Source organism: Pseudovibrio sp. Ad5 (assembly GCF_001623095.1).
Lineage (GTDB): Bacteria > Pseudomonadota > Alphaproteobacteria > Rhizobiales > Stappiaceae > Pseudovibrio.
The window spans coordinates 44,122-56,831 of record NZ_LMCH01000010.1; the positions used below are offsets into that span (position 1 = coordinate 44,122).

Here is a 12,710-nt window from a genome sequence, read left to right on the forward strand (position 1 = left end):
ATTGCTTATCTTTGAACTTGGCTCCATGATGCAGGCTGGTTCCATTTTGAAGTAGAAAGCTATTATGAATATTGATCTGCTGCGCCGTCTCTGTGAAACCCCCGGCGTTCCTGGGCATGAGCATCGAGTACGCGAGATTATTCTGAAAGAGATTGAAGGCCTGTTTGATGATGTTCAAACGGATGCCATGGGGTCTCTTATCTGCCGCCGTGATGCACGCAAAGCGCCTGAAAATGGTGAGAAGCCAAAAAAGGTTATGCTGCTCTGCCATATGGACGAGATTGGCTTCCTTGTTTCGCATATTACCGAGAAAGGCTTTGTCTATGTACAGCCGGTTGGCGGTTTTGATGCACGCAATCTCTTCTCCCGTCGCGTGCTGGTCTCCACAGATGAGGGTGATCTGAAGGCGGTGATGAATCCAGCCGGGCGACCGGTTCACATTGCTCCGCCTGAAGAGCGCAAAAAGATCCCTCAAGTTACTGAGTTCATCATCGATCTTGGTTTAGGTAAGAAGACCGGGGAAGTGGTCAAGGTTGGTGACATGGTCACTCTTGATGAGCCGCTGATCGAGATGGGTGAAAAGGTTGTCTCCAAAGCGATGGATAACCGGGTTGCATGCTGGCTTGGCATTGAAGCTATGCGTGCGCTTGGCGATGCGGATCATTCCTGCGAAATCTATGTCGCTTTTACCTGTCAAGAAGAGGTTGGGCTGCGCGGTGCGAAGACTGCGGCCTATGCCATTAAACCGGATATTGGTCTTGGCGTTGATATTACGCTTTCCTGTGATACGCCAGGGGTGCCGGAGCAAGATCAAACGACTGAGCAAGGTAAAGGTTTTGGGCTTCACGTGAAGGACGGTTGGTTCATTGCTGACCTGGAACTTGTGAAAGAAATCGAAAATCTGGCTATTGAAGAAGAAATTCCATACCAGCGCACCATGTTAAACGGTGGTGGGCAGGATGGGGCAGCAGCTCAGCAAGCCGCTGCTGGTGCTAAAGCAGTCGGTATCATGGTTGGCACTCGTTATGTGCACACAGTGACCGAGATGATTGATAAGAGTGATCTGCTTGCTGCACGCGATATTTTGGCTGCTTATCTGAAGCGCTGCTGATACCGCTGACTGTTGCTTAATAAGAAGCCTCCAGATCCTAACTGTGGTAGGGTCTGGAGGCATTTTTGTTATGCGATTGCTTGTTTCTTGCCTATCCATTTGCTGGTTAAGCGACCATCGATCAGTAGCAGTGCAATGAAGATTGCTGCCATGCCAATCCAGTGGTTGGCTTCGAGGCGTTCATTCAGGAAAATTGCGCCCAGAATGATTGCGCTGACTGGTATTACAAGCGTGACAGAAGCTGCGTTGGTTGCTCCTGCGAGTTTGAAAAGCTGGAAGTACAGGATGTAAGCAAAAGCAGTGCAAGCGAGAGCGAGAACGAGAACGCTTGCCCATGTTGAAGCGGATGCCTCCATCAGTTGCTGAGTTGGCGCTGTATAAATAAGCGCAGGTATCAGCAAGATTGTTGAAGCGGAGAGCTGGCCGGTTGCCAGAGCTGCTGGTGGTAGCTTTTTGAGGCGCATGATGATGAACGCGGCGAATGCATACGAGAGAGCGGCCCCTAAAACTGCGAGCTGAGGCCAAACCTGATTGCTGGCACCGCTTAGAGCATCACTGCCAACCATGATGGCAACTCCGATAACCCCGATCACTGCCGCGATGAGCTTGGTTGCTGTCAGCTTCTCCTCATTGCTGAGGACCTGCATGACAATCATCGTGAAGATGGGTGTGAAGGCGTTGAGCACGGATGCTAATCCGGAGGCAATGTATTGCTGCCCCCAAAAGATGAGGGAGAAGGGGACTACGTTATTTAAGAAGCCCAGCAGGAGGAAGCTGCCAATCCATTTTGTAGAGAGCGGTATGGACTGCTTTGAGATGAGTAAGAAGCCCCACATGGCGAGTGCTGCGATTGCTACTCTTAAGAAAACAAGTGTGATGGGATTAAATTCTGCAACCGCGACTTTGGCAAAGAAAAATGCGCCACCCCACAGGGTGCCCAGCAATAGAAGAATAGACCAGCCCAGCCAGTCAAGTTTTTGTGCGTTCATAAAGCGTATTCAACTTAGTGAAATTTCTTGCAGGAATTGCAAAAAATGAGAAATTGGAACTTACGCTAGTAATATCACTTGCTGTTGTGCCTGTACCACCCGATTTGCGAGTAAAACAATCAACAGAGGTTCACTCTGATCGCAAAAATTACAGTCTTGGCCTAATTTTGAAGGAAAAGGGCTCGTATTTAAGAGATTGACAGATTATAAGGCGCTGTAACTGCGCCCCGGCTCTTACGCCGGGGTTTCTTATGTTGTCTCTCACGATTTGCATTCTGAGCTGGCAAGCCACTTTATACAGAAATAGCAAATCGTATGACGGCGTATTTTAGGAATACGCTGGCAGCCGCAGGAGGGCTGAAGAATCATGGCCAACGTTGTCGTAGTTGGGTCACAATGGGGTGACGAAGGTAAGGGTAAACTTGTCGATTGGCTCTCTGAGCAAGCCGACATCGTTGTACGCTTCCAAGGCGGACACAATGCAGGTCATACGCTTGTAATTGACGGAACGAGCTACAAGCTGGCACTGCTGCCATCTGGTGTTGTTCGTGGGAAACTTTCTGTCATTGGCAATGGCGTTGTGATTGACCCTCATGCACTGGTTGCTGAGATTGCACGTCTTGAAGAGCAGGGCGTTAAGATCTCCCCGGAAATCCTGCGTGTTGCTGACAATGCTACTCTTATTTTGAGCCTGCACCGCGAGCTTGATGCTTTGCGTGAAGATGCAAGCCCGGCAGGCACCAAAATCGGTACCACCAAACGCGGTATCGGCCCTGCTTATGAAGATAAAGTCGGTCGTCGTGCAATTCGCGTGATGGACCTGGCAAACATGAGCACGCTGCCAGCCAAGATTGATCGTCTGCTGACCCACCACAACGCTATTCTGCGCGGTCTGGGTCGCGATGAGATCTCTGCTGAGACCATCTACAAAGAGCTGGAAGACGTAGCTGATAAGATCCTGCCGTACATGGATAAAGCCTGGTACATGCTGGACAAAGCGCGTCGTGAAGGTAAGCGTTTGTTGTTTGAAGGTGCGCAGGGCGCGCTGCTGGACAACGACCACGGCACTTATCCGTTTGTAACCTCCTCCAATACAGTTGCAGGTCAGGCTGCTGCTGGTAGTGGTCTGGGTCCAAACTCCATCGATTACGTTCTGGGTATCACCAAAGCTTACACTACTCGTGTAGGTGAAGGTCCATTCCCAACCGAACAGCAGAATGAAGTTGGTGAGTTCCTCGGTACCCGTGGGCACGAGTTTGGAACGAACACTGGTCGTCGTCGTCGGTGTGGCTGGTTTGATGCAGTGATTGTCCGTCAAACCGTTTGCACCAGCGGAATCAATGGGATTGCATTGACAAAGCTTGACGTTTTGGACGGACTGGATGAAATTAAGATTTGTGTTGGTTATGAGCTAGATGGTGAGCGAATCGATTACCTTCCGGCATCTCAAGGTGCTCAGGCGCGGGTTGTTCCTATTTATGAGACCCTGCCTGGTTGGAAGGAAACGACCAAAGGCGCACGGACTTGGGCAGAATTGCCAGCACAAGCTGTGAAATACGTTCGGCATGTTGAAGAGCTGATTGGTGCTCCGGTTGCTCTGTTATCAACAAGCCCTGAACGTGATGACACAATCCTGGTTCAGAATCCATTCCAGGATTAAGTCTTGAAATGAAGCTCTGGGGGCAATGGGCAGTTAAATGGCGGACTACAATTCCGTTCTAAAAAAAGCGGTAGCTGGTTTACAAGAGAACACAGGTTCTGCACGGCGGGCAGTTTATCAACGCGCGCGGAATGCAATTGTAAAGCAACTTAAAAGTTACGACCCACCTCTGTCTCCCTCCCAGATCACTGAGGAGCAGCTGAAGCTTGAAGAGGCCATTCGTAAGGTCGAAGCGGAAGCTGCTCGTGAGTCTCTCGGGTTGGGGCGGTCTAAAACCACCCCAGCTCCAAGTGCTCCAAAACCTGCAGCTCCAGAAATCTCTGCTGCATCTTCACCCGCTGGCGATACGCCTAAGGCAGGTACAAAGGCCGATACTCCAGCGCGCGATGAGCCGAAAGCACCTGCTGCTAAAGCAGACGTGTTTAAAGAGGCGGTTCGTGCTGCTCAGGATCTCGGCAACGCCGCACATCAAGCCAATCAGATGGCGCGTGATCAGCTGCCTGAAGCTTCCAGCGAGCGCAAAGAGCCTGACCTTGGCTCCATGGATGACAAAGAGACGGGTGAACCTGCTGCGTCTCTGCCAACCAAAGGTGCTGTTGAGACGAGCGCAGAAGAGCGCTCTTGGGTGCCGGGTGAGGCACGCCGAACCAAGCTGGAAACAAAAAGTAAGTCGCGTCCTGAGATCGATGAGCCTGCCAAGGTTAAGCCAAAGACAAGCCGTAAGCCTGCTTCCTCCCGCAAGCCAGCCGTTGCGCAGCGCGTTGGCGATGCGATTGAGCAGGAAGAAGGGCTGAAGCCTTCCAATACATCGGGTATTGTCGGCATCATTGTGGTCATACTGATAATCTTGGGCGTTACCGCAGGTGTCTATAGTCTGCGCGATGTTATTCTCTCTTTAGTGCTTCCAGTTGAAACCGGTGAGACTGTTGCGCCAGAGAGCGCACCTTCTAATGAAGATGAGCCGCTTCGGGTTCAGCCGGAACGCACGCCAAAGAAGAACACTGACCGCTTGTTGCCATCAGATGAAGGGGCAAAGGTTTCTCCGGATGCGACACGGGTGCAGACTACCCGGATTACCCGGAATTCTTCCAGCGCAGCGCCAACCGAGGCAGTAACTGAGCCTCCAGTCGTGCGTGTGGTCGAAGCTCCAGCAGCACCGGTAGAAGACACGCCTTCTGCGCAGGTTTTGCCGGTGACCGAACCTGCACAGCAGAGTACTGCAGTTGAGACCAATTCTGTACCACCTGCTGAAACCATTGGAACCGAAGCTGCGGTTTCTCCTGTTGCACAACAGAGCATACTTTACGAAGAGGCTTTGACGCCGGGTGCGGCAGGTTCTGCATCACGCGGGAACGTTGTTTGGTCATTGGATGAAGCTAATGGCGATTCTGTCATCAAGGCTGTTGCGACGCTGCCATCTCGTAACTTCTCTGTTGAGATGACGTTGAAGCCGAATAGTGATCAGTCTTTGCCAGCCAGCCATCTGCTTGAGCTGAACTTCATCTTCCCAGAAGGATTTGATGGCAAAGGTGTTGAGAAGGTGCCTGGCCTGATCCTGAAGAAGACAGAGTCCGAAGCAGGTGATCCGCTTGATGGTGCTGCCGTGAAGGTTTCTGACACTCTCTTCTGGATTGCGCTGTCTGACAGTGATGAAGAAAAAGCAAAGAACCTGAAGCGTCTTTCTGAGCGTGAGTGGATTGATGTTCCACTGCTGTATAACAGCGGTCGCCGTGCAATGTTGACCTTTGAAAAAGGTACAACCGGCAACAAAGTTATCGCAGAGGCAATCAAGAGCTGGAAGTAATCTAGTTTCAGATATTTAGATTAGATTTCAAAGGCCTTGGCTCTCTCAGAGCTGAGGCCTTTTTCATTATGCTGTCGTCCGTCAGAGCAAAATCTGCTTGCATCCTTCAGCAGAAACGCGCATGTTCCTTGCTATTCCGAGGGGTGCTTTTCTTTCGAAAAGCTGAGATTGCGATGAGCTAAACCCTTTGAACCTGATCCGGGTAATGCCGGCGAAGGGACGGGACCTGAGCCATTCTTCCCGGATCTCCATGTTTGCATTTTGCTGTAACGGGAGCTCCTGTGCTGAAAACATCCCAGAGAGCTAATGTAGCTCCGTTCTTCCGCCTGTTTGTGATGCCCAATACCATTGTTGGGAGTCTGCATGCTGAAGCGAGCTTTGAAACGAATTCTCCGAAGTCTTTTCGGGATTTTGCTTTTTATCGCCATTTGGGAAAGTGTGGTTCGGATTGGAGAGTTTCCTCCGTTTCTCTTGCCAGGTCCGGCGGCGGTTTTTTCCGCTTTTCTCAATCAGGGCGTCTTTCTGCTGCATCATGCAGGCATTACCGCTTGGGAGACTGTTCTCGGTTTTCTCTTTGGCGTGAGCGCTGGAGCTTCGCTGGCTGTTTTGCTGGCAGTGTCTCCTCGGATACGCCTGTTTCTGCTGCCTCCGATTGCAGCGACCCAATCTCTTCCTGTGTTTGCAATTGCACCGCTTCTGGTGCTGTGGTTCGGCTTTGGGCTCGCCTCCAAGGTTGTGATGGCCGTGATTGTGATCTTCTTTTCTGTGACCTCGACCTTCTTCGATGGTTTGCGCAGGACTGATCAATCACTGCTCGACCTTGGCAAGCTGCACGGTCTGAACCGCTGGCAAACACTTCGCTACATTCGCATTCCAGCCGCCTTGCCATCTCTGGCTTCTGGTATGCGCATTGCAGCGGTGTTCGCTCCTATTGGGGCGGTGGTTGGAGAGTGGGTTGGTGCAAAAGGGGGACTAGCTTTCATCATGTTGCAATCCAATGCACGCATGCAAACAGCGACGATGTTTGCGGCGTTGATTTTGCTTGCGGTGATGGTGTTGAGCCTGAGGGCAGTTGTTGAGTTCGCCACTTCTCGGATGATCTATTGGCAGAAAGAGATCTAGGTCTCAGAGTATGAGGACGTAACCTTATGAAAAAACTAGGTATGCTGTTTGGTGCGGCAATGCTTGCGAGCACGCTTCAAGTGCAAGCAGCGGACAAGCTGACTGTGTTGCTGGATTGGTTTGCGAATCCAGACCATGCACCAATCGTGGTTGCCAAGGCACGGGGTTTCTTTGAAAAAGAGGGCCTTGATGTTGAGCTGATTGAGCCTGCTGATCCTTCCATGCCACCAAAGCTTGTTGCAGCAGGGCAGGGTGATATTGCGGTTTCCTATCAGCAGACGTTGCACCCTCAGATTGATGAGGGCATGCCGTTGATGCGGATCGGGACGCTGGTCTCTACACCTCTGAACACGCTAATTGTTTTGGAAAACGGACCGATCAAGGAGATTGCAGACCTGAAAGGCAAGCGTATTGGTTATTCCACATCCGGGTTTGAGAACGCCATGCTTGGGAAGATGCTTTCCAATGCAGGTCTAAGTTCTGATGATGTGGAGCTGATCAACGTAAACTTCTCGCTCTCACCATCTTTGATGGCTGGGCAGGTTGATGCGGTGATTGGTGGTTATCGTAACTTCGAGCTGAACCAGATGGAGATTGAAGGTGCGAAAGGTCGCGCGTTTTATCCTGAAGAGAACGGTGTGCCTGTCTATGATGAGCTGATTTATGTGGCTCACAAAGACAAGCTGGATGATCCGCGTTTGAAGAAGTTCATCAATGCGATTGAGGCAGCTACCGTTTATCTGCTTAATAATCCGCAGGACTCCTGGAAGAGCTTCCTTGAGATCTATCCAAATCTGGATGATGAGCTGAACAAGCGTGCCTGGGCGGATACTCTGCCGCGTTTTGCCAGCCGTCCAGCTGCTTTGGACAATGGTCGCTATGAACGGTTTGCAAACTTTCTGATTGAGCAGGGGCTCATTAAAACAGCGCCTCCAGTTGAAACCTACGCGGTTGAACTGCGCTAACCGGTATAGGTCTAAACTAAAATTTGAGCCTCCGAGTTTCGGGGGCTCTTTTTATTTGCAGGCCAAATGCCGTTATTGCGCTGCATCCTTGACCGCTTCGTGTTGAGCCAGATCGCTAAGGATGTATTTCTCAAAAGCAGCATAGATGGTGTTGTACTCGCCCTCAGAGAGTGATTTGCATTCATCTACCAGTGTCAGGGCTTTCTTCTTGTCATTCTCCTCAAACAGCGCGAAGACCATGTTGCAGTGGACGTTCTTGAGCTTGAGGAAGTTTTCTGAGAAGGCGAGCGACGGATCACCTAGCAACGCAAACGAACGCATCTGGTAACGGCTGGTTTTGACTGGAATTGTCTCCAAAGCTGCCAGTTCAGGCATCTGACCGCGTGTGGTTTCGCACATAAGAACGCTATGACCGGCATCTTTGCAATGACGGGCTAAATCTTCTGCTAAATCAACGCATTTACCGAGCGGGGCGTACCTGAAATGACGCCGTGTACCTGTTTCGCCAAGCGTTGCCAGGCCGGTTGAGATGCCGATATCGATTGTGACCGCGTGGTCCTTCATATTTTTCTGGTTGAAGTTGAACCGGTCCTTGAGATTGAAGCGCTTCATTTGCTTCTGCATTTCAATCGCTGTTCGACCGGCATGAGCAGCGTGGAATGGATCATCGAGCGGCGCGTTCCAGTAAGCGTTCAAGCCGGATGTGCTCAGCGTGTTCAGTGTACCATCGTGGATATGCACTTCATCGAGATGAGCTGTTTGGAAGCCGTTGGAGAAGCCTGCGAGATCCTGAGGAGACAAACCCTCATAATACCGGTGAAAGTGCCTCAAACGTGTCGAGAGGCTCGTGATTTCACGTTGCTGACCCTCAAGAGGGAGTTGCTCTGACTTCGCGAGTACTTTTTGCATTTGTTTGGGAGAAAGAATTCCTGCAAATCGTTCAGTTGTTTGGTTTCTGTGACTCTTGAATGTCACACGCCGGATTGTGCAGGAGAAAGCGAATATCAGCAGGACAACGAAGGATGGGAAGAATGGCTCAAGGACGGTGTTTTGCAGAGCGAATTGGTGGAATGCAACTCCGTTGATGACCAAGACAGCGACGCCTGTAAGTGACAGACTTAACCAGAAACCTTGCGTGGCGGATATGATCGCAATGGCGATGCCAAATCCGATTAGTGCCAGGATTTCAGCATATTGTGCCCAGGTGGATACATTGAGGAAGTTGCCAGACTGAAGTGTTTGCAGTGCCTGTGCATGTCGTTCTGAACTTCTGTCCTGAGTGCCTATGACGAACTGACTTCCAGAAGCTGGTGGCCAGAGTTTGGAGGATACTCTGTTCTTTAAGACATCGCTCGCCGCAAGGATGAAATTGCTGGCATTGTTTGTTTTGAACACCAGCATTTCCGTCTCTTCAGTGACAGGAATTTGGATATCAGTGCTTTTTAGCTGATAGCCATCTTCTGCTTGCGTGACTTGGAACGGTTGCGTGTTTGTCTGATTGGACAGGCTCCATGCCGCTAATGCGAGAGATGGCAACTGCGCTGTGTCGCTTTGGAGTTGAAGTGGATAGAACAGCGCATTTGAACCGTATGCGTATTGGGTGTCGCTTTGATACCCTGTGGCCTGCGAGAACCTTATGTAGTTGGAAAGAGGAGGTTTTTCAGCTACGGCCTCGCTCAACGGTCTGCTGAGCAGGACTGGGTAATGAGAGATGATGGTTTGTAAGAGCAGGTCGTGATTTGGATAAGTTGCCCTCAAGGAGGGCTGCAGATCGTCGTAGATTCTACTTCTTAAGGTGGGGGAGGTTGGATCGGCTTTTCTGAAGTCTGCATCTATAATCAGAAGCTTGGGATTATACTCCCCCAGTTTTTGAAGGATTTGTGCAAGCTCCAGACGCTGATATATCGGCTCCTGCGTTTGCTGGATTGATTCTGGCGTAAGATGGATCGTGTAAACTGGCGGCGTAGAAGTTGTGTTTGGCCATGCCAATTGCAGCGCGTTTTGGCTGAGATATCCGACGTTATCCAGTACCTGCGGGTATAGGGTACGGACAAGTATTGCTATTGCAATGAATAGACAGGATACAACCGCTGCAAGTGCACGGTTGGTTTGTGACAGCCAGCTAGAGCCGAACATGTAATTCCCCCCAAAAGGGGAAGTGACCCAACTCACATAAATTCCCCTCATCATTAACCTTAGGAAAGCTCTGAGGGGACGACAAGCTTAGCTGTTTATTTAAAAGGGTGTTCCTACAGTTGATTTGTATTTTAAGTTAATTCAACTCAACTTTTATGCAGCTGAGCGTCTTAAAGCACTTTGCAGCCATGTTGACTACGTGAGTTGCTTTAAGTTTTAGCCTTACCTGAGAAATCGGTAGCCCCGTGAGGGGAGCACACTTTATGCACCTGCCTCATGACCTGCCATTGCCATGGCGCTTTCCTGAACGGCCTTTTGAACCTTCTCAAAAGCACGCACTTCAATCTGGCGTACACGCTCGCGGCTTACGCCAAACTCGGTCGAGAGTTCTTCCAGAGTGATCGGGCTTTCAGAAAGTCGACGAGCTTCAAAAATGCGGGTCTCGCGCTCGTTCAGTACGCCCATTGCGTTTTTCAGCATATCGCGGCGGACATCGTATTCTTCCTGCTCAGCCAGAACTGCTTCCTGACTCTCGGCATCATCCACGAGCCAATCCTGCCACTCGCTGGATTCACCTTCGCTGGAGCGCAGAGGTGCGTTCAGGGAAGAGTCGCCACCCAGACGGCGGTTCATGGAAACAACTTCTTTCTCGGTTACACCGAGAGTTGTCGCAATGTGCTGGACCTGATCCGGACGCAGATCACCATCTTCAAACGCCTGAATTTTGCCTTTGACGCGACGCAGGTTGAAGAACAGGCGCTTCTGGTTTGCTGTGGTGCCCATTTTAACGAGCGACCATGTGCGCAGGATGTATTCCTGAATGGAAGCCTTGATCCACCACATGGCGTAGGTTGCCAGACGGAAGCCTTTGTCCGGTTCAAAGCGTTTTACAGCCTGCATCAGACCAACGTTACCTTCTGAGATAACTTCGCCCAGAGGCAAGCCATAGCCACGGTAGCCCATTGCAATTTTTGCAACGAGGCGCAGGTGAGAATTTACAAGTCTTTCAGCAGCTTTAGGTTCGTCGTGTTCCCGGTAGCGCTTGGCGAGCATGTACTCTTCCTGCGGCTGAAGCATCGGGAATTTTCTAATCTCATCTAAATAGCGGCTTAAACCGCCTTCGCCACCCGTGAGGGCTGGTAGGTTACGGGCCATAAAGCACCCCTCCTTGCTTGGTGTTCCCGCCTGATCGAAGGATCAGGCTTTTCGGCAAACACACATTGGTGCCTTCAGATGAAGCGCACCTGAAGTGTCTATATGGGAACATTGTGGCCAAAACGCTACCAGATCGGCAATCTTTTTGGCCTAAATTTTTCGTAATGATTGAAGAATACCAGCAAAATCAGCGGGTAACTCCGATTCAAACTTCATGAATTCCTGCGTTCTTGGGTGCGCAAACGCCAAAAGTCCTGCATGCAGGGCCTGTCGCTTGAAATCCGCCAACTGGGTTTTCAGTGGTTCTTGGAATTTATTGTATTTGGTTCTGAATCCGGAACCGTAATCCATATCACCTATTAGCGGATTTCCGATGTGGGACATGTGTACGCGGATCTGGTGGGTTCTGCCTGTTTCCAGACGGCACTCGATCAAGCTTGCAACGGGTGCTGCATCCTGAGGGCCAAACCGTTCCTGCACCTGCCAGTGAGTGATGGCGTGGCGACCGCCGGTTTTCAGCACCGAGATTTTCTGCCGGTTTGCCGTTGAGCGGGCAAGGTTGGCGTCTACTGTGCCTTTTGGTGCTGTTGGGGCACCCCAGACAAGAGCCTTATAAGCGCGCTCCAGTGGGCCGGTTTTGCCATGGTCGGCAAACTGAGCTGCGAGGCCCTGATGGGCCATGTCGTTTTTAGCAACAACGAGCAGACCTGTTGTGTCTTTATCGATGCGATGAACGATGCCAGGGCGCTTGACGCCGCCAATACCAGACAAAGATGAACCGCAGTGGTGAATCAAGGCGTTGACCAGTGTGCCCGTTGGGTTTCCGGCACCTGGATGCACAACAAGGCCCGCAGGTTTGTCGATGACGATCAGGTCGTCATCCTCAAAAACGATATTGAGCGGGATGTCCTCTGGCTGCGGTTCTGCGTCTTCCGGCTCTGGAACAATAAGAGTGATTGTATCTCCGGCACAGACTCTATATTTAGGCTCCAACACCGTGCGCTGGCCAATTTGAACCTGACCAGCCCGGATCAAGGCTTGAAGTCGGTTGCGACTGAAGTCATCTATATGCGCAGCAAGCACAGCATCCAAGCGGCGACCGGTATCTTCCGGCTCCGGGGTGATGACTGTTGGTTGCTGCTCGTCGGCAATTACAGAGTTTGTGAGTGGCTGGGTGCCCTCAGGAGATTTATCGTTCATGCGTGATCCTAATACTGACAGCGATGAGACTGTACAGAACGAACTTGATCCAGCAGCTTTGAGGCTTCAAGGGAAGTTACGTCGCCTCCTGATGGGATCAAGCCTTGTCATGGTGCTTGGCTTATTAGCTGTCTTTGCGGCTATCTTCTATAAGATTAACGCCGGCAATTCCAATGTTAGCGCAGATAGTATTGCTGCAACAATTGCGATTGGCCCTGAAGCACAGGTTATATCTGTTACTCAGATGGACGGAAATCTGGTGATGCTGATCAAAGAAGGTCCGACGCAGGCTCTTGTCTATGTTGATCCTGTCACCGGACGAAAAATCGCACGTACGGATTTTGTTGCGAGATAGGTGGATAAACCCCCTTTTCTTTCGAGGAGGGGGCTTGCCAAGCGGGGGATTAGCCAATATACCCCCGTCCATCGCGAAAGCGAAGCCTAGGCGCCCATCGTCTAGCGGTTAGGACGCCGCCCTTTCACGGCGGAAACAGGGGTTCGATTCCCCTTGGGCGTACCAAAGGCTTCTATTGCGATACCAGGCAGTTATCTGCTTGAAGACAAGACT

10 protein-coding genes, 1 tRNA gene and 1 riboswitch are annotated in these 12,710 nt (G+C 51.0%); of the genes, 7 read left to right on the top strand and 4 right to left on the bottom strand.

Annotated elements, in window-relative coordinates; genetic code table 11:
* The first annotated feature begins 64 nt into the window (after positions 1 to 64).
* Positions 65 to 1,111: a M42 family metallopeptidase gene (locus PsAD5_RS06775; RefSeq protein ID WP_063291539.1), complete on the top strand. Its 1,047-nt coding sequence runs from the start codon at positions 65 to 67 to the stop codon at positions 1,109 to 1,111.
* 68 nt (positions 1,112 to 1,179) lie between these two features.
* Here the strand turns inward: PsAD5_RS06775 and PsAD5_RS06780 are convergent, their stop codons facing one another.
* Entirely contained in the window at positions 1,180 to 2,100 is a 921-nt protein-coding gene (locus PsAD5_RS06780; protein ID WP_063291540.1) for a DMT family transporter, read from the bottom strand.
* Between the two features lie 367 nt (positions 2,101 to 2,467).
* Between PsAD5_RS06780 and PsAD5_RS06785 the strand changes: the two genes are divergently transcribed.
* The 4 genes from PsAD5_RS06785 to PsAD5_RS06800 all read left to right on the top strand — a co-directional run bounded on the left by PsAD5_RS06785 (position 2,468) and on the right by PsAD5_RS06800 (position 7,651).
* A complete protein-coding gene (locus PsAD5_RS06785; RefSeq protein WP_057461970.1) occupies positions 2,468 to 3,760 on the top strand; it encodes an adenylosuccinate synthase in 1,293 nt (430 codons plus the stop codon).
* Positions 3,761 to 3,797: 37 nt separating this feature from the next.
* Positions 3,798 to 5,564 (top strand): hypothetical protein, encoded by a 1,767-nt coding sequence (locus PsAD5_RS06790; protein WP_063291541.1) that lies wholly within the window; start codon positions 3,798 to 3,800, stop codon positions 5,562 to 5,564.
* Positions 5,565 to 5,693: 129 nt separating this feature from the next.
* A riboswitch (TPP riboswitch) is annotated at positions 5,694 to 5,801 on the top strand.
* A gap of 174 nt (positions 5,802 to 5,975) precedes the next feature.
* Entirely contained in the window at positions 5,976 to 6,686 is a 711-nt protein-coding gene (locus PsAD5_RS06795) for an ABC transporter permease (protein ID WP_063291573.1), read from the top strand.
* A gap of 26 nt (positions 6,687 to 6,712) precedes the next feature.
* Positions 6,713 to 7,651 carry an ABC transporter substrate-binding protein gene (locus PsAD5_RS06800; protein ID WP_063291542.1) on the top strand — a complete coding sequence of 313 codons (939 nt, stop codon included), beginning with the start codon at positions 6,713 to 6,715 and terminating at the stop codon, positions 7,649 to 7,651.
* Between the two features lie 72 nt (positions 7,652 to 7,723).
* Here PsAD5_RS06800 and PsAD5_RS06805 read toward each other — a convergent pair whose 3' ends face one another.
* The 3 genes from PsAD5_RS06805 to PsAD5_RS06815 form a co-directional block, all read right to left on the bottom strand.
* Positions 7,724 to 9,787 (bottom strand): CHASE2 domain-containing protein, encoded by a 2,064-nt coding sequence (locus tag PsAD5_RS06805; RefSeq protein WP_063291543.1) that lies wholly within the window; start codon positions 9,785 to 9,787, stop codon positions 7,724 to 7,726.
* A 261-nt stretch (positions 9,788 to 10,048) separates the two neighbouring features.
* A complete protein-coding gene (gene rpoH, locus PsAD5_RS06810) occupies positions 10,049 to 10,942 on the bottom strand; it encodes an RNA polymerase sigma factor RpoH (RefSeq protein ID WP_057461965.1) in 894 nt (297 codons plus the stop codon).
* Positions 10,943 to 11,092: 150 nt separating this feature from the next.
* A complete protein-coding gene (locus tag PsAD5_RS06815) occupies positions 11,093 to 12,142 on the bottom strand; it encodes an RluA family pseudouridine synthase (protein WP_057461964.1) in 1,050 nt (349 codons plus the stop codon).
* Between PsAD5_RS06815 and PsAD5_RS06820 the strand changes: the two genes are divergently transcribed.
* Together PsAD5_RS06820 and PsAD5_RS06825 are read left to right on the top strand one after the other, a co-directional pair.
* The gene (locus PsAD5_RS06820) at positions 12,141 to 12,497 is read left to right on the top strand and encodes a hypothetical protein (RefSeq protein ID WP_057461963.1); all 357 of its coding nucleotides are present in this window, start codon (positions 12,141 to 12,143) and stop codon (positions 12,495 to 12,497) included. The two genes, PsAD5_RS06815 and PsAD5_RS06820, sit on opposite strands and share 2 nt — an antisense overlap.
* Before the next feature lie 90 nt (positions 12,498 to 12,587).
* Positions 12,588 to 12,662, top strand: a tRNA-Glu gene (locus PsAD5_RS06825).
* The last annotated feature ends 48 nt before the right edge of the window (positions 12,663 to 12,710 follow it).